A 23020-nucleotide genomic window follows, 5' to 3' on the forward strand; every position below is an offset into this window, starting at 1 on the left:
CAAACTCAGTCACGCGGCGCTCTCGTTTTCAGTCAACCCATAGGCCGCGCGCAGCAGGGTCTGCTCATCCGCGTCTGAGGCGTCGATTACATCCACGACACGACCATTGAAGATGACCAGAACGCGATCACAGGCCAGCGGTATCTCCTCCAATTCGGATGTATAGAACAGAACTGATGCCCCGTTTTCGGCCAGATCACGAACAAGCGGGTAAATCTGACGCTTTGTTCGCACGTCGATCCCACGCGTGGGGTCAAAAAGCAAAAGCGTTTCGACGCCTGTAGCAAGCCATCTGCCTATCGTTACTTTCTGCTGATTACCACCGGACAGGCGCTGGACTTCGCCCTGTGCCCGCGTGTCGATCTGCAATTTATCGATTGCGTAATCCACACGCTCACGCTCGTACCTAAGCTTCAGGTTGCCCCATTCGCGTACGCGGGCCGAAAACGGCAGTGCAATGTTCTCTCTGACCGATCTCTGGGCAAGCAACGCGTCGGCCCGATCACCGGGGACAAAGGTCAGGCCAGCCGCGATCGCATCCGCAGGGTGCCCGAAGGCGGTTCTGTTTCCGTTTACCTCAATCGAACCGCCTGAAGCTGGAATGAAACCAGCCAGACAATCGAACACTTCGTCCTGTCCCTGCCCCTCGAGCGCCACGACGCCCAGAACTTCCCCTGGAAAAAGTTCAAACGACACGTTCGAAACCTTTGGTGCAATCGCCAAGTCCTTGACATGCAGGCGCGGGTTATCCCGTTCAATCCTGCGTTTGTCTTGAACCAGGCGGCGGCCCAGGTCCAGTTTCTGACCCAGCATAAGCTCCACCGCGCGCTCTTCCACACCGGGTTCAATTGCCAGATCACCAACAGTCATCCCATCCCGCAGAACCGAGGCCCGGTCGCATAGTTCGGAGATTTCACTGAACCGATGAGACACATAGATGACGCCCATGCCTTCATTCGCCTGCTCGCGCACGACCTTTAGCACCCGCTCGACAAGGTTTGTCGGCAATGCAGCCGTCATTTCATCCAGCAAAAGGACGTCGGGTTTTGAGGCCAGCGCGCGCGCCAGATCCAGAATGCGCAGGGTGGCCAAAGGCAAATCTCCGATCATGTCGGAAAGGTTCAGGTCCTCAATCCCCAGCTCGTTGACCCAATGCCGGAACGACTGCGCCGGGGTATCCGTCAGGCGCAGATTGTCGGCCACGTCCAGATCGGGAATAAGCGAAGGTTCCTGATAGACAGGCACCAGCCCTGATTTGCGGGCCTCAGATGGGCTGCCGACGCTGGCCTGCCGACCACGGATCAGCACTTGCCCGCTATCGGGCTGTAAGGCACCGGTGATGATTTTCACGAAGGTGGATTTCCCCGCGCCGTTTGCGCCCATCAACGCCACAATTTCTCGATGAGAAACGCAGAGACCGGCATCCGTGAGGGCGCGGACAGCACCAAAGCTTTTGGCGATCCCTGAAGCGTCGAGAAGATGTGTTTCGGTCATGAATGCCTGCGTTTCCAAGGTGGAGCCTTCCCCCGCCCAATCATGGCCGGGGAGGACCTGTTGATCTTTGTCGATCTCAGCTGTCGCCCGGACCTTTGCACTCGATGATCTGATCCATTGAGTAATCGGTCCAGCCGGGAACAGTGACGGAAACCGGCCATTCCGGATCAAGGTTCGGGTTTTGCGCTGCAGTGATGGTCGCGACGCCCTCTTCGGTCGCGTTTTCCCACAATACAGGGTCAACCAGAACGGTTTTTTCGCCAGGGGCGTTGCCATTCAGAATATCGACGGCCAGCGCAATCCCGGCTCCGCCAACCGAACCAGGGTTGGTCACCGCTGCGCCCTGTAGCCCGTCGACTTCGGTCAGATACTGCACGAACCCGGCATTATCCGCACCTACGATAGGTACAAGCGGGGCACCGGATTCAACAAATGCATCAACGATGACGTTGTCGATTCCGCTGGTCCAAACGCCATCGAAAGGAATGCCCGTGGCCAAATAGTCAAACATCTGCTGCTTGCCCTGATCCTGCTGCCAGCCGGTGAACACTTCGTGCACCACGTTGATGCCGTCATATTCGGCCAAGGCGCGCTTGAAGCCGTTATCCCGGTCGGTATCTGCCGACACCCCGGCAATACCGCGCATATAGACCACATCGCCGGAACCGCCCAACTGTTCGAACAACCATTTCGCGCCGAGATAGGCGTATTCTTCCTGATTGTTGGACAGGATATACGCTCCGTCCGCTGTGACGCCCGCGTCAACAGCGACCACCACAATGCCCTTCTCCATCGCGGCATCCAGCGCCGAATTCAATGCGTCCGGGTTTGACGGGTTCAGAACAATCGCATCCACGCCCGCTTCGATCAGGTTGTTGATGTCTTCCAGTTGCCCGGCGGAATCCGTGTTGCGGTGGGCGACGATCAGATTAGACACGTCTTCTTCCACCAAGGCTTGCGCCCGCATCGCGCAAATCATCTGTTCACGCCATCCATTGCCCTGCACGGTGTTGGACACACCAATCGTATAATCAGCAGCAAACGCCGCTGGCGAGAACGCCGCCGCAACAGCTATAGCCGCCGCACCCGTTAGTAGCTTTTTCATTGTAGTACCTCCCGTTTGAACAATCATTGAAATGTCCGGGGCTTTTCGCCCTTCTATTTGATGAACGGTTGCAGCACGTCGCGTGCCAGCAAAAACCCGCGTTTTACCTTTTCGTCCGTTCCCTCAAACAGCCTGTCTTCATGCTCGATAATGATCGGTCCGTCGTACCCCGCGCGATAGAGGCCCGAGAAGAAATCCGACCAATCCACATCGCCTAGACCGCAAAGCCGGGGCACCTGCCACCCCATGCCTGCGGACATGATCCCGTGTTCGTAGAGCCCATCGTGATCCACCATCAGATCCTTGGCGTGAACATGGGCGATATTCGATCCGAATTCCTTGATGAACCGTGTCTGGTCAATGAACTGCCAGATCAGATGGGACGGGTCGAAATTCATACCGACATCGTCGCCCCATTCTTCGAAAATCCTACGCCATATCTTTGGCGAATAGGCGATGTTATGACCGCCCGGCCATTCATCATAGCTGAAGATCATCGGACAGTTTTCAAAGCATAGCCGTACACCCTGCCCGAGAGCGTGATCGACGATGGGCGAGATGATGTCCTGCGCCCGCGCCCAGTTTTCGTCCACATTCAGTGACCTATCGCCGCCCACGAAAGTGTTCACGACAGAAAGCCCCATGGTGCCTGCGGCTGTAATCACCTTTTTCAGATGTTCGATTACCTCTTCCCGATGCGAAGCGTCGGCATGCAGCGGGTTGGGATAATACCCAAGACCGGAAATCTCGATGCCGTTGCCGGTCAGCTCGTCCACTATATCCTTGCCCTGCGAAGCTGACAGCCCGTCAACGTTGATGTGGCTTGTACCTGCATAGCGCCGTTTTTCACCACCGGAGGACGGCCAACACGCGATCTCCAACGCCGAAAACCCGTTACCGGACGCCCACGTAGCGACGTCCATCAGCTCTGTATCTTCAAATGGCGCAGTCAGCAGTCCAAGTTTCATGTCGTCCCTCTCAAACCTCGTCCAAGTCGACCCAGCGGTTTTCGCGGGTCGATTTCACAACGGCATCGCAAAAGCGCATTTCATAGTGGCCGTCTTCAAACGTCGCCCAAGTGCTGTTCGGTCCACGTTCGCCCGCGCAGATATCGGTGTAGACGGCGCGGAAGAAATTGAGAAAGCTGTCCGCGAACCCTTCGACATGGCCGGGCGGCAAGGTTGCGGCGCGTGTGCCGGTTGCGTTCATCAACGTGAAGTCCCGCATCAATATCTGATTGGCGGCATCCCGGTGCCCGACGAACAAATGATCCGGTGTTTCGCTGTTCCACGCCGCGCTTGCTGTGCTGCCTGCTATGTCCCAGACCAGTGAATTCTTGCTCCCGATGTTGATCTGAGACGTAGTCATCACGCCCTTTGCGCCGCCCTCGTAGCGGATCAAGATCGCCGCGGCATCGTCAGTATCGACAGTCACAGCCTCCGTCGCCCCTTCGGCGCTCGAGAATGTCTCGGCCGGGCCAGTCGGGCGCTGCCGCTCGGGCAGGAATGTCGTCAAATCGGCAAATACGGATTTGGCTTTCAACCCGGTAATAAAGCTCGTCAGATCGACCCAGTGGGTGCCAATATCCCCGACCGAGCGTAAAGCACCGCCCATGTCGGCCTGCAGCCGCCAGTTCCAATCCGTGGGTTTTGCCAGCCAGTCCTGATGATAATGGCCGGTCACAAAACGGATTTTACCCAATTCCCCCTGGTCGACCATTCCGTGAGCTTGCTGGTTCAGGGGGTAAAAGCGGATGTTGTAGCAAACCGCGCATACCTTGCTCGACGCGACCGCCATATCTACCATCTCGGCCGATTGCCTGCTGGTCATTGCCAGTGGTTTTTCGCAGATCACATGTTTTCCTGCTTTAAGGATTGCCATGACCTGCGGAAAATGGGCGTGGTTGGGTGACGTGACATGGACCACGTCCACATTGCTGTCTGCCAGCATGGCCTCAAGGGACGGATAAGCCTGTGCCACCCCTATTTCAGCTGCTCGTGCAGTTCCCCGTTCGGCTGATGATCCAAGCACGCCAACAACCTGCACGCCCAACCGGCGGAGGGCCTGCACGTGAACCGTCCCGATAAAGCCGGTTCCGATCACCGCCGCGCGAACCTGTGAAACGTCAGCCATTGCCACCTCCTTCAGACAACCGAATGCCCTCCGTCCACAGGCATACAGATGCCGGTTACAAACGCCGCCGCGTCAGAAGCCAATAACAGCGCGGCCCCGACGATGTCCTCGGGCACTCCCCACCTTTTCATTGGTGTTCGCGCCTCGACGGCGCCTACAAAATCGGGGTCCTGTCGGGCCCTTGCTGATTGTTCGGTCTTTATGAAACCCGGAGCGATTGCGTTGACGCGGATGCCGTCTGGGGCCCATTCAATCGCCAAAGACTTGGTCAATTGTTCAACGCCCGCCTTGGATGATCCATACGCCGGATTTCGTGGAGATCCGAAACGGGCGTACATCGACGCGATATTGATCACCCGGCCCCGGCGGGACCGTAAAGCGGAATGCAATGCCTGCGCACACCGCATAGTTCCGACCAGATTCACATCCAGAACGTGGCCGAAAAATCCCGGCTCCAATTCCTCACCACGCTTCGTTATCGCTGCGCAGTTGACCAGAACATCCAATTCACCCCGTTCCCGACCAAACTCCTGAACGGCCTCGGTTTCGGTTACGTCAAGCTGCGTGTAGGGAAAGCGCGCTGCGTCCTCTGGCAGACACTCTGCCTCAATACCCGTGATTTCGACTTCGGCCCCGGCGGATTTGAAGGCGCGCGCGATGGCCGCACCGATGCCGCCACGGCTTGCGCCGATCACGGTGACCCGTGCACCGGAGAAGTCAAACGCGACAGCGTTGGTCAATGGGCCGCTCCGATCATCATGTTGTTTCCTGCAGCGATCAATGCACTCTCCTGATTGCGCCAAAAACGCCATTGCAATCGATTACATTTCCAAAAATTTCCCCTTTTCAAGAAATGAAATCGATTACATAATCGTCAGTGTCAGAGATTCGAGTCAACTGAAATCTCACGTTGCCACCAGGACCCATGATTCAAAAACCCGCTACAATCCAGGATGTCGCCCGCGTCGCCAAGGTTTCGGCCGCCACGGTCAGCCGGGTTCTGTCCAACCCTGATCTGGTCAAGAAATCCACCAGAGACGCGGTTTTGCAGGCCATTCAAAGTACGGGCTACAGAGTCAACCAAGCGGCCAGAAACCTGCGGATGCAACGCGCCAATGCGGTGTTGGTGCTGGTTCCGAACCTTGGTAAGCCGTTCTATTCGGGCATCCTTGCAGGTATCAGTGACGCCTTCTCAAACACCGGCTATGCGGTTCTCATCACTGATACGGAAAGCAACCCGATCCACGATTCCACTTTAGCCGGGTATTTTCTGGATGGCCGAATTGACGGGGCCATTTCACTGGACGGACAGCTATCAGAAACAGTGCTAGAGGAATGCGTTCAGGCCGGAGCCGGAGAAAAAATCGTCTTCCTGTGCGAGTGGGTAGAAGACCAGTCTTTCCCTGCAATCAAAAGTGACAATGTCGAAGGCGCACGCCTGGCAATCCGCCATCTTCACGCGCTTGGCCACCGGAAGATTGCCCACATTACCGGTCCTGAGGGCAATGTTCTTACGACTGCTCGGCGTGAAGGTGTGGTTGCGGAACGAAAGCGGCTTGGCCTGCCTGCGCCGCCCGAATGGATTATTCGAGGCGATTTTTCCCTTGAATCCGGCTATGATGCCGCAGCGCGTATTCTGGCCATGCCAGATCGACCGACGGCCATCTTTTGCTCGGCAGATATGGTGGCCTTTGGATTGATTTCTGGCTTGCAGGCCGGCGGCACACGGGTACCTGAGGATATGTCGGTGGTGGGCTTCGACGATATCGAAATGTCAGAGTTCTACGTTCCGGCGCTGACGACGATACGGCAGGACAGGCATCTTCTGGGCCAACGCGCAGCAAAACTTCTACTTGGCCGCCTTGCGCAAAACCATGACACAGGCGAACTTGAAACAACGGTTCCCGTGGAATTGGTCGAGCGTGCGAGTACCACGTCTCTCCGTCCGTGAAACAGGCGATCTGCTTTAAATTCTGGCCTGTTAACTTGGTCACGAGAATGTCCGGGCCGACAAGCGGCGCAACAACCGTCGCACCAAGATCGAGAGCACTTTTGGCAATTTGAAAGACTGGCGGCGTATTGCAGTCTGCCAGGACAGATGCCCGACGGCCCTCCTCTCGGCCTTCGCTTTCGCTAATAAAGTCATGTTCTGGCTGAAATTCAATGCATGTGGAGCCAAGGGACACACCTCTTCATCAGGCAAAAAACCTTGGCACTTGACGCAGAAACCCGCGTCATATGAAAGGGCCAATATCTCCACCCTTTCAGACAACACTGGACTAAAAATGCCATCCAAGAAACGCCTAACCTTTTCTTTCTTCGCCTCCCTGTTCTGCGCTTGTGTCATGCTGTTCGAAGACATTGGTGAGGCCATGGGCGTCGCCTGGATCGATGAATGGGACGATATTCACGTTTGGGAAGTGCTGATTATGCTCTCCTTGTTCGGAGCCATCATGATCCTTGGATTCGAAGTTCTGAAAATGCGCCGCTATCAGGAGACCCTCGAAGACAAGGTGGCCCGCGCCTCAAGCGCGTTCGAAGACCTTTTGGGTGCCTATTTCGAGAAATGGTCTTTCTCGGAGGCCGAGCGTGACGTCACTCGGCTGCTGATCAAAGGCTGCTCCACAGCGGAAATGGCCGAGATTCGCAGTGCCAAAGAGGGAACCATCAAGGCACAGACCAACTCGATCTATAAGAAGTCGGGTTATGCAGGCAAAACGCAGCTGCTCAGCGCCTTGCTTGAGGATCTGACCGATGGAGGATCGGTAGCTGGCCACTGACCTGACAAAGGCGGCGCGCTGATCTCACGGCGCGCCTATGCACATCCGGGCGCTCCAAGTCTCATGTTTAGATAAACCCTTATATTTTCGGCATAAACCAAAGGTCTAAACCGCCAAATCAGCCACATTTCCGCCTCCATCGCTCTTTCTACCTGCCCCTGCGTATGCCAATACACAGCGCAGTGAGTGGGTGACGCTGGGTAAACAACCCGGCGCGCCGGGAACGGAAAAGACAGCCAGGTGAGGCAAAAACTGATGCAGATCGAGTAAAGAGTTCGTGTTTTTGCACATGGTGGACAAGTGACCAAACGGAAGGGAAAAGTGGCAAGCAACGCGCCCTCACTTTTCCTTGGGTCTGCATCATTAATCGCTTTTTCGGCCGCTTCGGGCAGTGCTCAGGTTATCGACACTGCCCGGAGTACTCCATTCGACAGCGTTCAGGACAAAGATCTTTCGATTACCAATAGGATCAGATGCGGCAACGCCTGACGGGATCAAGTTCGCACACATGATCTGCAAGGATCGACTCAAGCCTGGAAGGGAAAGCAGCAGGCATGTTGCTGCTTTCCAGGTTCAAGGCCTCTGCGCGTGCCGTCAGAATTCGACGTCGACGTTTGGATAGGTCCACGGCAAAGTGGATCTCAGCCTGCTCGTGAGTACTGCGCTGCGCGGCTGGGTCACTGCCCCGGTGTTGGGATCAACGTATGCCGAACCAGACCGCACTGTATCCCCGACAGACGACGAGGGTTCAGTAGTGAACCGAACGACTTTACCGTCGAGTGTACAGCTCCAGTTTAAGTTACGGGGCTTGCCCTTGTCCGAAAACCGGTCAGCCTGCAGGTAAGATGGCATCGCGACAGTTCCAGGGGTGACGACCCTCATTATCACGACATGTGAATTCCGCGCCGAACAAACCGCGCCACCGACCTCTGATCGGTTCCCCTCAGCATCGGGCGCATAGCTCCTGATGGTCAGGGTGGTCATGTTGAACTCATTGCCATGATTTGAAATCCGTGTGGAGGTGACCGTTTCTTCAAGCGGTAGAAGTGACGGCGATGAACACGCCGCCAACACTAACGCGGGTGCCAAAACACGCCACATTACTTTAACGCCACTTCAACATTTTCGGCATAACGCCAATGTGCAGTGCTTGCTGCAATGGCTGAACCGGTGATGAGCACGGGATCTACCAAGAGGTTGCCGGAACCGGAGACAATCTCCCCAAGCTTCGCTGTCAGCAAAGCTGATCCTTTTGAGTCCCCGTCAACACAGGAAACGAGGATCGAAGGCGGCACACCCCGGTCGTCAAACTTTGCATCCTGATCGTATTTTGGAAGCGTGACTGTCTGCGGCGTCACAACTTCGGCTGTGATGTGATCTGAGGTCAATGTGCACTTGGCACCGGCAACTTCGGTTGAAACGGCTTTACCTTTGTCATCCTTGCCGCCGCGGTAAGCCCGGATCACAGTCTCTGACGTGCCCTTGGCAATTCGATCATGTGGCGTGCTTGCCAGGAATGCGTGGCCTGCGGGTTTCTTGTCGATCGGAAGGGGTTGTTGCGCACAAGCGGTGAGCAAGCCAAGGGCCAAAAGACCGATGCACTTTTTAATGGATTTCTCTTGACTTACAATTGGTTGAACCTTTCCTATGTCATTTGCCAATAGGTTGATCAACCTTGTTTGGATTGCAAGAGCTTACACTTTTAGTTGTGTTGAAAAAGGGGATTACATCGGGAGGGGGGGGTACATGATTCAGGCTGGCTACTGCGACGGAACTTTTTGGTTCCAGTTTGATTTGAGGCGGTCCCAACATGAAAGCGGGTTGGCCCAAAATTCTGTAATGGAAGGATACACCCCCTTGATCCGATGATAACCGTTATGCCGATCTTTTATGATGGCTGCTTTGGCGCGTTGTGTCTGGGGGCTGTGGCATCGCGAGCGTGGATGGTCTGACATAGATCCATTGCAAAATCAGGACGTCAGAACCAGTTCATTTCATCCTAATTCCTCTCCATCAGATGCTAGGACTGAACGCCTGACAAACTCTGCGACGTTTACTTCAAAAACGATGTAGCGTTTGAGCCTAGCGTTACGGGTTAGGGCATCCTTTGCCTACCAATCAAAGCTTCGTGCGATCATGGGTTGCACCGTAAAGCCCGTTTGCCAATCTCGGCGACCGATATTTTTCCTCGACTCATTCTACAGCAATGGTAACCTTCATTTGCGATGCACCATGCATGCGATGTTTTTTAAAAATTTTTTCTGACCAAAGGGACCGCCATGTCGAATATTGCCGGCAAAGCCTATGCGATGAATGTGGTCACGCCCAGCAACCCAAAAACAACTTGGATCAATCGCCTGCTGTTCATGGCCGCGCGCGGCGTTCCATCGAACCTGCTTGGTCTGTTGGGGCTGTCACTTATTCACTTCGCCCGCTGGGTGATCATAAAACCAAAGGATTGGCCCGATCTCGGTCAGGGTGAAGAGCAGGTGAAGGACGATTACGTGCTGTTCTGTTCAAACTTCAACGGAACATGGGATCAGTATATTGATGCCTTTTCTGACGGTATCCCATCAGGTCTCGACCTGTTCTGGTTCTCTTCTGTGAAGTACCCGAAATCGATCCCGATCACGCCCTTCAAGACCTACATCACCTACAACCAGATCGATACCGACTATTACTACAATGCTACACCTGGCTCCGCTCAACGCGATATCAAGACATGCCTGCTGATCTATGACCGCGTGCGCGATCTGGCGGAAATGCACGGCAAATCCTCTCCCGAAGACTTCGCCGACGCCTATCGCGAGGCAACCTATGTCATGCAAAAGGGCCTTGGCGATCCGGGCTTCGGGCCAGTGGCCAGCCTTGATACCGAACGCGCAGACGTCAACCGTGAGAAATACGTCAACGAGGCACAATCCGGCTTTGACACCTTGAGGGCCGCCGCAAAAACCGCCGCAAAACCAGAGGGAGCAAGCTGATGCCTGATCTCGACTCCGGCCATATCTTCCTCACCACCCTCGCCCCGATCAAACCCGGCGCGCCCAAGGACGACCCGCAAACCTCATTCGAGCAACGGGCGCGCATCGCACTTGCCGAAATGCCGACCGCGCATCAGTCACCGGCCACTGAACACACCAAGTTCAACAGCCCTTTCGCCCGCAATACGCGCAACCACCTGGCACGCATGTTCGTTTTGAATGACGTGGTCTATAACGGGCGCAACACGCAAAACCCGCTGGTCGCCCGTCTCAGGCGCAGCCCGCCCCCAATAATCCCACAGCATGTAGATCGGCTAAGAACGCCCTACCTGGTATTTTGCGCTGATGTGGATGCGGTCATGGAAGACGGCGACCCCTTGCCCTCGAACCTGAACGCCGACCAACAACGCGAGGTGCGCGCCTCATACGCCCGCAAGCTCTGGGATACGATGGAGGAAGAGCTGTGTGCGGTCTATTCCAACTGCTACGGTTTCGAAGACGTCAATTCGGCCGAGCAGTTCGCCGAATACCTCGACAAGTGCCATGTCGAGACCACGATGCCATTCCACGACTATTACCTGGAGTTGCCTGAATTCCACAACCTGCCGCTTACGAAACTGATCATTGGGGCGGTGGCTCCGCTGGCGATTGGCCTGCTTTCGATTTTGCTCTGGCTCTTCGGCGCGACAAACGTACCCTTCACCGGCCTCTCCAGCCTGGGCACTGGCCTCTTTTTCATTGCTCTGGCGCTTATTCTTGCGGTTCTTTTCATCCGCTACGCCATACGCAACGGCGAAAAGCCCCTCGCCCCTGCCAAGTATGACGATCTGCCTTCGGTTCTGAAATCGCTCTACGTGCAACAGAAGTTCACCGACTTCTTCATCGAAGATCAGGGCAAATCCGATGTTGAGCTGCACGCCGCGTTTGGCGAATTCATTGCAGAGCACGAGCCTTTGAACACCGGGGCCAAAACACAAAAGCCGGGCGTCATTTCCTCGGCCTATCCAGCCAATGTGATTTCATAAAGACATGAGCCCGACATGACACGCGACCTTAATCTCAATGACATTCAGGGGAACGTCACCCGTGCCTATGGCCGCTATTCCTTTCCCTTTGCCCGCTATGTTTTCTTTCATTTCCCCAATCCCAAGGCCGGGCGCGCCTTTCTTGAAGAGGTTCGCCAAAAGGTCACAACCGCCGTGCGCTGGGATGAAACCAACCCGAAACCGACCTGCACCACCAACATTGCCCTGACTTTTCCCGGCATGTTGGCCTTGCAACTGCCCGTGCGCACCATGCAGGCCATGCCGGCCGAGTTCATTGAGGGCATGCGCCAGCGCGCCTTTATCCTAGGCGACCGCGATCAAACCAAGGTCGAGGACGCCAGAGACCAGAGTTGGCTGAAGCACTGGGACCCGATTTGGAAGAAAAGCCGGGCCCCCGGCACGCTGGGATTTGGTGCCGACGACGTGCACGCGCTGGTCACACTGAACGTGCGAAGCAAGAGTGAAGCTGATCTTGTCACCCCACACCCTGAGCTGAATAAGCGCACCGATTGGCTGCTAGAGGCCGCTGAAAAATGCGGCGTTAAACACTTGACCGGTGTCGGGGCCAAGGGTGATCAACCCTATCAGGACGCCTCTGCCGTTTTTGAAAAAATCGGCGGTGCAACCCTGCCGACGCCCAAGGAACATTTCGGTTTCACCGACGGCATCGGCAATCCGGTTTTCGAAGGCCAGCTGCCCGCTGATATTGAAAAGACCGCCGTCATCGGACGTGGCAAGCTTATGGGCAACGGTTGGGAACCGCTGGCTACAGGCGAGTTCATCCTTGGTCATCCAGACGAAAGCCAGGAACTTCCCCCTACCGCAATGCCGCCCGAGTTCATGCAGAACGGCACCTTTTTGGCCTTCCGTAAACTACATGAAAATGTCGGCTCATTCGATGCGGTTGTCACTGAAGAGGCTGGGCAATATGCCAATGTCATGGGCGTCTCCATGGCAGAAGCCAAAGAAACCCTGCGCGCCAAAATGTGCGGACGCTGGTCCGATGGCGTGCCGCTTTCCAAGGTGTCAACCTATGACGAATGGGTCGCCTTCGGTGAAAAGATGGGCTTTCGGGGCGAAGGCGTCGATCCGATCGAGGGTTATAAGAAAAATCTAGCCTATGTCGCCTCACCGGCGGCGCGGGATTTCCGCTATGGCGATGACATGACCGGCTTCAAATGCCCCGGCGGTGCCCATATGCGCCGCATGAACACCCGTGACTATCTTGATCCATTGAACAAGGGCGGCATTGATCATCCCACCGGCAAACCTTTCGAAAACCCCGATGCCACCAGCGCGCTCAACAAACGCCGCCGCATCCTGCGGCGCGGCCTACCCTATGGGCCGCATGACTTCGAACACAAGGATGACAACACCGAACAGGGCGTGATCATGATCATCATGGGCGCGAGTTTGTTCCGGCAGTTCGAATTCGTGCAGCAGCAGTGGATACAATACGGGCTCGATTTTCATGAGGGCAACAATACCTGCCCCCTTCTGGGCAATCACGACCACCACAAACGCCACACAATCCCGTCCGACCCGAAATCCGGCAAGCCCCCGTATGTTATGAGCAAGCTAAAGACGTTTGTGGAATGCCGCGGTGGCGACTATTTTTTCGTGCCCTCCATGACCGCGCTGCGGATGATGGCAATGGGCATCGTTGATCCAACCTGACCCGTTGGCCGCGTACGATCACGGCCAAGACCAGCAGGATCATCGCCTGCCTTCTGCTTGGCTGGCCTGGATCACCTATGTCCGGCGGTATCGGTGCTGATCTGCAATACGCCATTTCTCAACGCCACGTCTTTGGCACTCTGCGCGCTTGCTGGACCAATTCGGATCAAGCTGGCCACTGGTACAACTTTGCTCGGTTAAGCAACAAAGTTCTATCTGCGGGCCTTCACTAGGAGATCAAGGAATGTCCTGTTGACCAGCTTTGGTTCCTCACCTCTCCTACGTACCACTTTGATCTGGGACTGCTGATCGAACCGGCCGTTCCCAATAGCCTGCATCCTGCCCTGACGAACCCAGATATCGGCGATTCCTTCGGGCAGGTAGCCGATAAAGTTACCTGTCAGCACCAACATCGCAACGCCTTCGATCTGGTGAGCCACAGCGGTCGAACGCAGACCGCGCGAAACCGGCGCAACTCTTCCTTCGTCTAGGTTGGCACGGTTGCAAAAGTTTGCCTGAGGCAGGAGCTGTTCAAGCTCAGAGTCTGTTTGGGCATCAAACAAGGGGTGACCCAAGCCGCAAAAAGACCGATCTGCTCAGTATTCAGCGGCTCATAAATCAACCCGGGTTTGTGGTTGTGAAACACGCCAATACCCAAAGCGAATTGCCCGTCCTGCACACCAATTTCTATGTCGCCAGGAGCATTGGAATGCAAATCGATCACAACATCCGGCGCTATCCGGGAAAAGTCGGCCAGGGCGGATGTAATCGGCGCGTTGTCATTGAAAACCCAGTTGTCGATGGCAGCAATCGACAAGCGGCCAACCAACTTTCCCTGCGTCCCCTCTACTGTTTCCCCAAACTCGCCCAAGGCCGCAAACAACTTGCGGGCGGCGGCGTAGACGATTTCCCCCTTGTCCGTCAGGCGAAACCCTTTGCGCCCGCGTTCGCACAAACGCATGCCCAAGCGTGTTTCAAGGTCAGATATCTGTCGCGAAACTGTCGACGCGGACACGTTCAATATCACCTACGCCGCCGAGAAACCGCGAGCATCTACGACAACCGCAAAAACATGAAGCAGGTGAATGTCAGCTTTGGAAAAAGATGGCGGCAGCATAGGCGATCAATACTTGTATTTTTATGCAAATGAAATCTCATACTTTGTAATTTATAAACGTTGAAGCCATGCCACGCTCGACCCGAAATTGGGTGTTTATATTGGAATTGGCAACATGGCTTTGCACGGCGGAAGCGTGGCAAAATGGGGTATCAACAATGATTACGCAAAACTGACGGATGTTTTGCTGGGCCGTCCTGAATACTTCAAATGGGTCGAAGCCGGACCTCTGATTGGACGAACGCTGGCCAATGCGCACAAGACCGGTCTGGTCTTCGATCTGCAAAAAGCGATGTCACAACATGCTGAAATGGTGTCGATTTATGAAGAAAACGGGGTGAACTGTCACTATCTGGACAGTGACCCGGTCTTGCATCGCAACTTTTTCGCACGCGACAGTTCTGCCATGACGCCCTGGGGCGCTTTGACCTGTCATATGCAGTTGAAATGTCGGCGCGCGGACTATGCCACTGCAATCAAATTCTATCAGGAAAATGATATCCCGATCTGGAAATTCGCCACAGCGGGGCACTTTGAAGGCGGTGATTTCAACATCATCGAACCAGGGCGCGTTCTGATCGGCTATTGTGGCGAAAGATCCGAGCAAGAGGGCTCGGAACAAGTGGCCGAGTTCGTGCGCGCCGAAGGCCGGGAAGCCGTCGTCGCCCCGATCAGCCGCGAGTTTGTACATATGGATGGCCTGATTGTGCCCTTGGGCGAGAAACTCGCTATGGCCTGCATCGACGCGATGGAACCGTGGCTGGTGGATGTCGTCAAGGCTGGGGCATCGAAATTGTCGACGTCGAATACCGCGAAGCTAAAAACCTCGGGGTGAATCTGGTGGCTCTGGGAGACGGCAAGGTGCTGTCAATGGCCGGAGCTACTGACCTGAACACCAAAATGCGGGCTCTTGGGTTCGAGGTTTATGACCCCGATATGTCAATGTTCACATTGGGCGGTGGCGGCGTTCATTGCCTGTGCCAGGCCCTCCATTGTAAGGCCGCATGACCCGGGATTTGCGCGTCAACGGTAACCGACTGTGGCAGAGCCTGATGGACATGGCGCAGATCGGGGCGCTGCCGGGCGGCGGGTGCAGGCGGTTGGCTCTGTCCGACGAAGATCAGCTCGCGCGCGACGCCTTTGGTCAGATGTGCCGCGAGGCCGGATGCGACGTTCATATCGATCGGTTGGGCAATATGTTTGCGCGCAGACCTGGCCGCGATCCCGACTTGCCGCCCATAGCGATCGGAAGCCATCTCGACACACAACCCCATGGCGGGCGCTTCGATGGTGTCTTTGGGGTATTGGCAGGACTGGAGACCGTCCGCACCTTCAACGACTTCAACATAGAAACCGAGGCCCCGATAGAAATCGTCAACTGGACCAACTAGGAAGGCGCGCGGTTCGCGCATGCGATGTTGTGTTCAGGGGTCTATGCCGGGCTTTTCGACCTGGAGTTTGCCCTGAGCCGCACGGACACTGACGGGCTTAGGCTGGACAATGAACTGGCGCGGATTGGCTATGAAGGCGACGCGCCCTGTGGGGCGCAACAGATTGGCGCGTTTCTGGAAATTCACATCGAACAGGGTCCGGTTCTGGAACGATTTGACGAGATCATAGGTGTTGTAACCGGTGGTCAGGGCCAACGCTGGCATGATGTGACCGTCAAAGGGCGCGACGCGCATTCGGGATCTACCCCGATGTCCGGTCGAAACGATGCCGTTGTTGCAGCGGCGCGCATAATCACTGCGGTTCAGGACATCGCGCTTGCGCATGGTCCGAACGGGGTTGGTACCGTGGGCGAGATGCATATCTCACCCAACGCCCGCAACACGATCTCTGCTGAGGTTCAGTTTTCAATCAACTTTCGCCATCCTGACGACCGTGTTCTGAGCGAAATGGACGCCGCCATTCAAAGGTGGTGTCAAAGGAAAAGGTGGCTCAGATCGAACTGGACATGATCTGGCACAACCCTCCTGTCCAGTTCGACGCAGGTTGTGTCGAGGCCATCGACAAAGCAACGCGCCAATTGGGTTATCCTTACCGAAAAATGGTTTCGGGGGCAGGACACGATGCCTGCCAGCTCGCGCGCAAAGTTCCGACCGCGATGGTTTTCGTGCCGCGTCGCGATGTTCTCAGCCATAACGAAGCTGAATGGGCTGAACCCGATCATTTGACTGCAGGGGCCAACGTATTGTTGCACGCAGTTTTAGACTTATCCCGACGCGCAGCCAGTGTTGCATCTCTTGATGACCAATGTGCTGACCCGGTTCACAAAAATCCCTTGTACGAAAAGGAGTTCACGGAATGAAAATCTGGAAACTACTGGCTTCGGCGACCGTTGCGGCGTCGGTTGGAAGTACGGCCATGGCGCAGGATGTTGTGATCGGGGTCCCCAACTGGGCATCTGTCCGCGGAACCGCTCATATCCTCAAAGTCGCCCTTGAGGATAACCTCGGCCTTACAGTCGAACTGCAAAACGGCTCTAACCCCATAATCTTCTAGGCGATGGATTCAGGTTCCATGCATGTTCATCCTGAGGTTTGGTTGCCGAACCAACAAAACCTGCACGACACTTTCGTGACCGAAAAAGGCAGTGTGAAGTTCAATCCCAATGCCGTTTTGTCTGACCAAAGAATCTGTGTGACCAAGGATGCGCAGGATCGAACCGGGATTTCCGCGCTCAGCGATCTGACGGACCCGGTAATGGCGGCGAATTTCGACACTGATGGCGACGGTCTGGGAGAGATGTGGATTGGCGGGATCGGCTGGGCCGCAACCAATGTGGAAAAGATCCGGGCCAAATCCTACGGTTACTCCGAGTCGATTTCCCTGTTGGAAATGGACGAGACGCTGGCACTAGCCGAGGTCGATAACGCAATCGCCCAGGGGCGGAATGTGGTTTTCTACTGCTACACGCCGCACCATGTGTTCTCGCTCTACGATCTGGTTCCGCTGACCGAGCCAGCTTATGACGGTGCTCAGTGGGAGATTTTCCAGCCTACGGATGACCCGAACTGGCTTGAAAAATCTTCGGCTCTTACGGCGTGGGACGCGGCCAATCTGCACGTTTTCTATGCGACTGAATTGGAAGAATCGCAGCCGTTGGCCGCTGCGATGCTGTCCAAGGTCAAGCTCACAACAGAGTAGGTCAACGCCATAGTTTATGCGCTATCTGTCGATGGTGCCGACTCTGACGCCTATACGCGCGAGTGGGTTGAGGCGAACTCGGATCTGGTCTTGTCCTGGTTCGACAAAATACAATCTGCGCAACGTAGCTGTAAGATGAAAGCCGCCAAACTCGTGTGATGAAATTTGGCGGCTCTGACTCTAACGGATTAGTGTCAAAGTTAAAAACGGGCTTTCATCGGCAAATTCGCACAATCATTAGAATTAGTCTTGATGTGCTCCCACACCGCCCAAAAATTGAAGCCGTCGGTCTCTACAGTGAGGTAACGGTGGATCGAACGTCCTGACACCGAGTGCCGCAGAAGGGCCGTTTTAGCCGAGACCCACAATGCGAATGCCTGGTATCGACAACGACTTGATTAAGATCGCAGGGGTTGAGGAGGCTGGTGGCGAAATCTTCTTCTTTTTTTAACCTTCCGTGAAACCGACTTGCACTCAGCCCGGAGGTGCTTATGACACATGCGCAGGTTGCCGTAGGGGAAACAAGAAATGAACATGCTTGGAACATTCATAAAGCCCATGCATCCTGAGGGCATTAAGTTCGTTTCTATCTTTGCCGCAGTGACGGTTGGCCTTTTCCTGCTGTCATCCATTCTGGGTTGGATCGGCGTCGGCCTGACGATCTGGTGTTACTACTTCTTTCGCGATCCCGAACGGGTGAGCCCAAACCGACCGGGGCTTATCGTCAGCCCGGCGGATGGCGTCGTATCTTTGATCGAACCGGCAGTTCCGCCGTCCGAGTTGGGCATGGCAGATACCCCGCTGACCCGTGTCAGCGTGTTCATGAGCGTATTTAATTGCCATGTAAACCGAACCCCAATCGCCGGCGAAATCACTTCTGTTGCTTATCGTCCGGGAAAATTTTTCAATGCCTCTCTGGATAAGGCAAGCGCCGACAATGAGCGCAACAGCCTCTGTCTGCGTCTGGCCGACGGGCAGGAGCTGGCCGTTGTGCAGATTGCGGGATTGGTTGCGCGACGCATCGTTTGTTTCACCAAGCCCGGCGCGCAGATGCAAACCGGTGAAAGGTTTGGCCTGATCCGGTTCGGTTCACGGCTTGATGTGTATCTGCCCCCCGGGGTCGAGCCGCTGGTCAGCATCGGTCAGACGATGGTGGCGGGCGAAACTGTTCTTGCCGCATTGGACGACAGCGATCCCATAGCGAGGTCTCTGACAACGCATGACTGAAAAGTCCGACAAGACGATCACCGATCTTGCCCTGATCCAGCTGATCCCGAACATGCTGACCATTGCGGCGATCTGCGCCGGGTTGTCGGCGATCCGCTTTGGTGTGCAGGGCAACTATGTGCTGGCGGTTCAATTGATCGTGGCAGCCTGCGTTCTCGACGGTCTGGACGGAAAGATCGCGCGTCTGCTGAGCAGTGACAGCAAAATGGGGGCCGAACTGGATTCATTGGCGGATTTCGTCAATTTTGGCGTCGCCCCGGCATTGGTCCTCTATTTCTGGGCCTTGCAGGACATGCGCAGCGCCGCATGGATCTCTGTCCTGATCTACGCGATTTGCTGCGTCCTGCGGCTGGCCCGTTTCAACGTCGCAAACAAAGCCGAAGACGAAAACGAGCAGACCGCGCCGGACGACGGCTTTGTCGGCATCCCGTCACCCGCCGGCGCTTTGCTGGTCCTGCTGCCGATGTCGGTGTCTTTCGCCTTTGCCAACACGCCGCTCCTGCCGGATACGCTGATTTGCGTTCACATGGTCGTGGTCGGCCTGGCCATGATCAGCCGCATCCCCACATGGTCCTTCAAAAGCGTCAGGATATCACGAGGCAACGTGAAGTTCTTTTTGCTTGGGTTCGCGATCGTCGGAGCCGCCGTGATGACATTTGCGTGGGTCACTCTGGTGGTGATCTGTTTTGGTTACGTAGCCATGGTTATCTGGTGTCTTGTCGCGGGCTCGCCTGCCAAATCCAACATGGGGAAGTAAATTGGAAATCGAAGCCGTTCAGACGTCCTATGCCCGCTGGGCTCCGGTCTATGATAAAACCTTTGGGGCCGTGACCAATGTCGGCCGACGCCGGGCCGTCGAATTCATGAGCGGTCTGGAGGGCTCCGTGCTTGAGGTCGGTGTCGGAACCGGGCTGTCGCTGCAACATTACAAACCGGATTTACAGATCACCGGAATTGATTTCAGCCCCGACATGCTGGCAAAGGCAAAAGCCAGAGTACAGCATCTGAACCTGAAAAATGTGGTCGATCTTCGCCAGATGGATGCCCGGGTGCTTGATTTCCCGGACAGCAGTTTTGATACAGTCGCTGCGATGCACGTGTTATCCGTTGTTCCCGAGCCCGAAAAGGTGATGGCCGAGATTGCGCGGGTTCTGAAACCCGGTGGGCGCGTGGTGATCACCAACCACTTTGTTCGTAAACACGGGGTGTTGGCATTTCTCGAACGTATTTCTGCACCCTTTGCCAATGTCATCGGCTGGCACTCGGATTTCGAGCTTGAGACGGTCTTGCAGGAACCGTCACTGCAAATCGAAGAGCAAAAGACGATCCCCCCGCTTGGGATGATGACATTTCTGGTTCTGAAAAAATCTGCTGCGAATTGAGTTCCTGACCCACCCGGATCGACCATAGCGGCGTTTCCGGCTGAATGTTCTTACCCTATCACGCCGGGCTTCATAGTGCCCGGTGCGGTTCGCGCATCATGAAAGATGCCTCCCTGACCACCGCAGAAGCGGTGGCTTCACGCACGATTTGAAAACCTTACAGGCGCAGTGTTTTCAGCGGTGCCTTCAAGTCTGAGGCGTGATCCCATCAGCACGCCCACTTTGGCAACGCCTTCCGAGGGAATCTCGCGTTCTTCTAATTCCCTCGAAAACTCTTCTAAGTGCCAGCAGTCACGGGAACGTGAAATTCACAATATTGGAAAAGTTATTTTACCAATTTAGAAGTTTTGGATCATGCTGAATTCGAACTGGCCTTCTTTTCATGACGGGGTGTCGGTTCGCATAGGGAGGAAAAAATGACCAAAAAGCTCATCACGCGTCGCGGCGCGTTCAGAAGCCTTGCTGGTGCCGGAGCCGCAGCTTTGGCCGCCCCTCATATCGCAACGGCGGCCGGGGAAGGAACCACCTGGAAGATCCAGACATCCTGGCCGGGCGGGATCGGTTTGCAGACGTTCAAAGACTGGTGTGCGACGATTCAGGAAAAAACCGGTGGCGAGCTGGCCTTTCAGGCTTTCGGCGCCAATGACGTTGTCGGTGACTTCCAGTTGGCCGATGCGGTGAAGAACGGCGTGCTGGACGCCATCAACCCGTTCACTATCTACTATCAAGGCATCATCCCGGCGGCTGTGTTCCTCAGCTCGTATCCGCTGGGTTTGCGTCAGCCGCATGAATATGACACGTTCTATTACGGTCTGGGCGGCCTCGAAATTGCGCGCGAGCTGCTGGGCCGGCAGGGTCTGCATTTCGTAGGGCCGGTGCATCACGGGCCGAACATCATCCACTCGAAAGTGCCGATCCGCTCGATCGACGATTTCGAGGGCCGCAAGATGCGCCTGCCTGGCGGCATGGTGGCCGAGGTGTTCTCGGAACTTGGGGCTGAAACAACGGTTCTGCCCGGCTCGGAAATCTTCCCGGCTCTGGAAAAAGGGACCATCGACGTGGCCGATTTCGTGGGTCCCGCAGTGAACCACGCCCTCGGCTTCAGCCAGGTCACCGATTACATTGTGATGGGCCCTCCGGGCTTCATGTCGGTCTATCAGCCGGTCGATATCATGGACATCACCGTCGGCAAGGCCGCGTGGGACAAGCTGAGCCCACAGATGCAGGAATTCGTCGAAATGGAGACCCATGTCTATTCTGACCTGCACCACGCCGCGATTCAGGCCGCCGACCAGGAAGCCTGGAAAAAGTTCGAGGCAGAAGGCACCGAGATCACACGCCTGTCGCAGGACGATGTCGAGCTGTTGACTGAAATCGCCGTGCCGATCTGGTTCAAATATGCCAACCGCGACAAGGACGCGGCGCGCGTGTTCAAAATCCAGCTGGATTACATGATGTCCGGCTCGCTGGGCTATGTCACCCCGGATATGATCGAAGGCCAGACTCTGGACCTGTAAGTTTCGGGCCGTGAGCCCCTCGGTCCGCGCAGGTTCTGCGCGGGCCTGACTTTCCTTTGGAATTCGGAACATAACATGCCAAGCGTCGATTTCACGCTGCCGCACTGGCTCTATTGGGTCGGGTTGATCGCCTTCCCTGCCCTGGCCATGGTGCTGGCGCGCCGTACGCAACCCCAAACCCGCACCTATGGGTTGCCACTGGGATATCTGATCCTGATAACCGGCGGGATGCTGGGCCTTCATCGGTTCTACCTGCGCAGCCTTCTGGGTCTGGTGTATCTGCCAGTCTTCCTGATGATCCTCTATGCCAACGGGCAAGAGCGTGAGGCACGCAACGAATTCTCCAACGCAATCAACGTGGTGCGTCAGGCCGAGCGGGTGATCGAACGCGAAGCCGGTCGGGTCGAGGCTGCCGAAGCCGAGCTCGACGATTTGCGCGCCGCTGCCGAAGCCGCGCAGGACGGCACAGCCCTGCAAAAAAGGCGTGCAGAACGGGCGCTGGATCGGGCGGAAAAGGCCATCAACACAGGCCGCGAACGACTGGACGAAGCGAATGCCGAACTGGCAGAAGCGCAACCTGTCGCCGAAACGACCAGAGCGACCCGAGCAATGTGGAGCTCGGTCGCACGTTACGCATTCTACACGATACTTGTATTTCTGGCTGTGGATGCCTTGTTGCTGCCGCGCCTCGTCAGCCGCGCACGAGAGAAAGCTGCGGCTGATCCTGACGAGCCAGAGATGGAAATCGACGAGGAAACCGCGGCACGCGCCGCCGAGATGGATCCCGGCGCACGCAAGGCGGATCACGAATATGCCGAGAACTGGATCGATCGCCTGTCGCTCTATGCCGGGGAATTCGTCAGCTATTGGGCGGTGATCGCGGTCTTTGTCTACTATTACGAGGTGATCGTCCGCTATGTCTTCAACGCGCCGACCAATTGGGCGCATGAGTCGATGTATCTGATGTTTGGCATGCAATATCTGATCGCCGGCTCTTATGCGATGCTGACGGAAAGTCACGTGCGGGTGGACATCTTCTATGCCCCGCTGACCAAGCCCAAACGGGCCTGGGCCGATCTGTTCACATCGATCTTCTTCTTCATTTTTGCCGGAACGCTGCTGGTGACATCCTACATCTTTGCGATGGACGCGATCGCGGTGCCGGCGGGCAATTCGGTCGTCTCGGACTGGGCGCGCGGCAATCTCGGCTTCTTCGAGATGTTCGGTGCGCTGACCTTCGGCGACTGGACCGATCCGAATATCAGATGGGGCGAGATCAGCTTCAATGAATGGGAAATCCCGCTTTGGCCGATGAAATGGATGATGGTCGTGGGCGCGGTTCTGTTGATTTTGCAGGGGGTGTCGAAACTGTCCAAAGACATCCGAACGATTGCACGGGGGTACTGAC

23 protein-coding genes and 1 pseudogene are annotated in these 23020 nt (G+C 55.9%); 16 read left to right on the plus strand and 8 right to left on the minus strand.

What is annotated here, in order from left to right:
- Window positions 1-9: 9 nt before the first annotated feature.
- From ACR0LF_RS05480 to ACR0LF_RS05500, 5 genes are all read right to left on the minus strand, one after another.
- The gene (locus ACR0LF_RS05480; protein WP_480580028.1) at window positions 10-1494 is read right to left on the minus strand and encodes a sugar ABC transporter ATP-binding protein; all 1485 of its coding nucleotides are present in this window, start codon (window positions 1492-1494) and stop codon (window positions 10-12) included.
- A gap of 76 nt (window positions 1495-1570) precedes the next feature.
- Window positions 1571-2599, minus strand: coding sequence for an ABC transporter substrate-binding protein (locus tag ACR0LF_RS05485; protein WP_480580031.1), 1029 nt, complete (start codon window positions 2597-2599; stop codon window positions 1571-1573).
- Window positions 2600-2652: 53 nt separating this feature from the next.
- On the minus strand, window positions 2653-3567 hold the full coding sequence (locus ACR0LF_RS05490) for a sugar phosphate isomerase/epimerase family protein (protein WP_480580033.1): 915 nt from the start codon (window positions 3565-3567) through the stop codon (window positions 2653-2655).
- Between the two features lie 10 nt (window positions 3568-3577).
- On the minus strand, window positions 3578-4732 hold the full coding sequence (locus ACR0LF_RS05495) for a Gfo/Idh/MocA family protein (RefSeq protein WP_480580036.1): 1155 nt from the start codon (window positions 4730-4732) through the stop codon (window positions 3578-3580).
- A gap of 11 nt (window positions 4733-4743) precedes the next feature.
- On the minus strand, window positions 4744-5472 hold the full coding sequence (locus tag ACR0LF_RS05500) for an SDR family NAD(P)-dependent oxidoreductase (RefSeq protein ID WP_480580039.1): 729 nt from the start codon (window positions 5470-5472) through the stop codon (window positions 4744-4746).
- A 185-nt stretch (window positions 5473-5657) separates the two neighbouring features.
- On the opposite strand from ACR0LF_RS05500, the gene ACR0LF_RS05505 reads away from it, so the two are divergent.
- Both ACR0LF_RS05505 and ACR0LF_RS05510 read left to right on the plus strand, forming a co-directional pair.
- Window positions 5658-6683, plus strand: a complete 1026-nt coding sequence (locus ACR0LF_RS05505; protein WP_480580042.1) for a LacI family DNA-binding transcriptional regulator — start codon at window positions 5658-5660, stop codon at window positions 6681-6683.
- A 334-nt stretch (window positions 6684-7017) separates the two neighbouring features.
- Complete coding sequence (locus ACR0LF_RS05510) at window positions 7018-7512, plus strand: helix-turn-helix transcriptional regulator (protein WP_480856103.1); 495 nt, start codon at window positions 7018-7020, stop codon at window positions 7510-7512.
- A 1100-nt stretch (window positions 7513-8612) separates the two neighbouring features.
- Here ACR0LF_RS05510 and ACR0LF_RS05515 read toward each other — a convergent pair.
- A complete protein-coding gene (locus ACR0LF_RS05515) occupies window positions 8613-9173 on the minus strand; it encodes a hypothetical protein (RefSeq protein ID WP_480856105.1) in 561 nt (186 codons plus the stop codon).
- A gap of 618 nt (window positions 9174-9791) precedes the next feature.
- Between ACR0LF_RS05515 and ACR0LF_RS05520 the strand changes: the two genes are divergently transcribed.
- Genes ACR0LF_RS05520 through ACR0LF_RS05530 form a run of 3 tightly spaced genes read left to right on the plus strand, consistent with a single transcriptional unit; the run spans window position 9792 to window position 13219 of the window.
- Window positions 9792-10496 carry a hypothetical protein gene (locus tag ACR0LF_RS05520; protein WP_480580052.1) on the plus strand — a complete coding sequence of 235 codons (705 nt, stop codon included), beginning with the start codon at window positions 9792-9794 and terminating at the stop codon, window positions 10494-10496.
- On the plus strand, window positions 10496-11521 hold the full coding sequence (locus ACR0LF_RS05525; protein ID WP_480580055.1) for a hypothetical protein: 1026 nt from the start codon (window positions 10496-10498) through the stop codon (window positions 11519-11521). The genes ACR0LF_RS05520 and ACR0LF_RS05525 overlap by 1 nt, the downstream gene beginning before the upstream one ends.
- Before the next feature lie 15 nt (window positions 11522-11536).
- On the plus strand, window positions 11537-13219 hold the full coding sequence (locus ACR0LF_RS05530; RefSeq protein WP_480580058.1) for a Dyp-type peroxidase: 1683 nt from the start codon (window positions 11537-11539) through the stop codon (window positions 13217-13219).
- Window positions 13220-13431: 212 nt separating this feature from the next.
- Here the strand turns inward: ACR0LF_RS05530 and ACR0LF_RS05535 are convergent, their stop codons facing one another.
- Window positions 13432-13794 (minus strand): LysR substrate-binding domain-containing protein, encoded by a 363-nt coding sequence (locus tag ACR0LF_RS05535; RefSeq protein ID WP_480580061.1) that lies wholly within the window; start codon window positions 13792-13794, stop codon window positions 13432-13434.
- Window positions 13707-14234 (minus strand): LysR family transcriptional regulator, encoded by a 528-nt coding sequence (locus tag ACR0LF_RS05540; RefSeq protein ID WP_480856109.1) that lies wholly within the window; start codon window positions 14232-14234, stop codon window positions 13707-13709. The genes ACR0LF_RS05535 and ACR0LF_RS05540 overlap by 88 nt, the downstream gene beginning before the upstream one ends.
- A 217-nt stretch (window positions 14235-14451) precedes the next feature.
- Between ACR0LF_RS05540 and ACR0LF_RS05545 the strand changes: the two genes are divergently transcribed.
- The 11 genes and pseudogenes from ACR0LF_RS05545 to ACR0LF_RS05595 all read left to right on the plus strand — a co-directional run bounded on the left by ACR0LF_RS05545 (window position 14452) and on the right by ACR0LF_RS05595 (window position 23019).
- Window positions 14452-15171 (plus strand): dimethylarginine dimethylaminohydrolase family protein, encoded by a 720-nt coding sequence (locus ACR0LF_RS05545; protein ID WP_480856111.1) that lies wholly within the window; start codon window positions 14452-14454, stop codon window positions 15169-15171.
- A gap of 26 nt (window positions 15172-15197) precedes the next feature.
- Window positions 15198-15344 carry a hypothetical protein gene (locus ACR0LF_RS05550; RefSeq protein ID WP_480580376.1) on the plus strand — a complete coding sequence of 49 codons (147 nt, stop codon included), beginning with the start codon at window positions 15198-15200 and terminating at the stop codon, window positions 15342-15344.
- On the plus strand, window positions 15341-15727 hold the full coding sequence (locus tag ACR0LF_RS05555; RefSeq protein ID WP_480580067.1) for a hypothetical protein: 387 nt from the start codon (window positions 15341-15343) through the stop codon (window positions 15725-15727). Before ACR0LF_RS05550 ends, ACR0LF_RS05555 begins: the two co-directional genes overlap by 4 nt.
- A 24-nt stretch (window positions 15728-15751) precedes the next feature.
- Entirely contained in the window at window positions 15752-16297 is a 546-nt protein-coding gene (locus ACR0LF_RS05560) for a peptidase dimerization domain-containing protein (RefSeq protein WP_480580070.1), read from the plus strand.
- On the plus strand, window positions 16273-16647 hold the full coding sequence (locus ACR0LF_RS05565) for a M20/M25/M40 family metallo-hydrolase (RefSeq protein WP_480627520.1): 375 nt from the start codon (window positions 16273-16275) through the stop codon (window positions 16645-16647). Before ACR0LF_RS05560 ends, ACR0LF_RS05565 begins: the two co-directional genes overlap by 25 nt.
- 56 nt (window positions 16648-16703) lie before the next feature.
- Window positions 16704-17486, plus strand: a pseudogene (locus tag ACR0LF_RS05570) (ABC transporter substrate-binding protein).
- A gap of 528 nt (window positions 17487-18014) precedes the next feature.
- Window positions 18015-18713 (plus strand): phosphatidylserine decarboxylase, encoded by a 699-nt coding sequence (locus tag ACR0LF_RS05575; RefSeq protein ID WP_480580076.1) that lies wholly within the window; start codon window positions 18015-18017, stop codon window positions 18711-18713.
- The gene (gene pssA / locus ACR0LF_RS05580; protein ID WP_480580079.1) at window positions 18706-19470 is read left to right on the plus strand and encodes a CDP-diacylglycerol--serine O-phosphatidyltransferase; all 765 of its coding nucleotides are present in this window, start codon (window positions 18706-18708) and stop codon (window positions 19468-19470) included. The genes ACR0LF_RS05575 and pssA overlap by 8 nt, the downstream gene beginning before the upstream one ends.
- Window position 19471: 1 nt before the next feature.
- Window positions 19472-20095 carry a class I SAM-dependent methyltransferase gene (locus tag ACR0LF_RS05585; protein ID WP_480580082.1) on the plus strand — a complete coding sequence of 208 codons (624 nt, stop codon included), beginning with the start codon at window positions 19472-19474 and terminating at the stop codon, window positions 20093-20095.
- A gap of 416 nt (window positions 20096-20511) precedes the next feature.
- Window positions 20512-21612: a TRAP transporter substrate-binding protein DctP gene (gene dctP / locus ACR0LF_RS05590; protein WP_480580085.1), complete on the plus strand. Its 1101-nt coding sequence runs from the start codon at window positions 20512-20514 to the stop codon at window positions 21610-21612.
- 75 nt (window positions 21613-21687) lie between these two features.
- Window positions 21688-23019: a TRAP transporter small permease subunit gene (locus ACR0LF_RS05595; RefSeq protein ID WP_480580088.1), complete on the plus strand. Its 1332-nt coding sequence runs from the start codon at window positions 21688-21690 to the stop codon at window positions 23017-23019.
- The last annotated feature ends 1 nt before the right edge of the window (window position 23020 follow it).

This window comes from Ruegeria sp. E8, assembly GCF_056533985.1.

Bases quoted from the DNA above. Each gene is read 5' to 3' on its own strand.
- ACR0LF_RS05560 (WP_480580070.1), top strand. From the start codon at position 15,752: ATGTTGTGTTCAGGGGTCTATGCCGGGCTTTTCGACCTGGAGTTTGCC.
- ACR0LF_RS05545 (WP_480856111.1), top strand. From the start codon at position 14,452: ATGGCTTTGCACGGCGGAAGCGTGGCAAAATGGGGTATCAACAATGAT.
- ACR0LF_RS05595 (WP_480580088.1), top strand. From the start codon at position 21,688: ATGCCAAGCGTCGATTTCACGCTGCCGCACTGGCTCTATTGGGTCGGG.
- ACR0LF_RS05495 (WP_480580036.1), bottom strand. From the start codon at position 4,732: ATGGCTGACGTTTCACAGGTTCGCGCGGCGGTGATCGGAACCGGCTTT.
- ACR0LF_RS05490 (WP_480580033.1), bottom strand. From the start codon at position 3,567: ATGAAACTTGGACTGCTGACTGCGCCATTTGAAGATACAGAGCTGATG.
- ACR0LF_RS05480 (WP_480580028.1), bottom strand. From the start codon at position 1,494: ATGACCGAAACACATCTTCTCGACGCTTCAGGGATCGCCAAAAGCTTT.
- ACR0LF_RS05575 (WP_480580076.1), top strand. From the start codon at position 18,015: ATGAACATGCTTGGAACATTCATAAAGCCCATGCATCCTGAGGGCATT.
- ACR0LF_RS05530 (WP_480580058.1), top strand. From the start codon at position 11,537: ATGACACGCGACCTTAATCTCAATGACATTCAGGGGAACGTCACCCGT.
- ACR0LF_RS05525 (WP_480580055.1), top strand. From the start codon at position 10,496: ATGCCTGATCTCGACTCCGGCCATATCTTCCTCACCACCCTCGCCCCG.
- ACR0LF_RS05485 (WP_480580031.1), bottom strand. From the start codon at position 2,599: ATGAAAAAGCTACTAACGGGTGCGGCGGCTATAGCTGTTGCGGCGGCG.
- dctP (WP_480580085.1), top strand. From the start codon at position 20,512: ATGACCAAAAAGCTCATCACGCGTCGCGGCGCGTTCAGAAGCCTTGCT.
- ACR0LF_RS05510 (WP_480856103.1), top strand. From the start codon at position 7,018: ATGCCATCCAAGAAACGCCTAACCTTTTCTTTCTTCGCCTCCCTGTTC.
- ACR0LF_RS05520 (WP_480580052.1), top strand. From the start codon at position 9,792: ATGTCGAATATTGCCGGCAAAGCCTATGCGATGAATGTGGTCACGCCC.
- pssA (WP_480580079.1), top strand. From the start codon at position 18,706: ATGACTGAAAAGTCCGACAAGACGATCACCGATCTTGCCCTGATCCAG.
- ACR0LF_RS05555 (WP_480580067.1), top strand. From the start codon at position 15,341: ATGACCCGGGATTTGCGCGTCAACGGTAACCGACTGTGGCAGAGCCTG.
- ACR0LF_RS05505 (WP_480580042.1), top strand. From the start codon at position 5,658: ATGATTCAAAAACCCGCTACAATCCAGGATGTCGCCCGCGTCGCCAAG.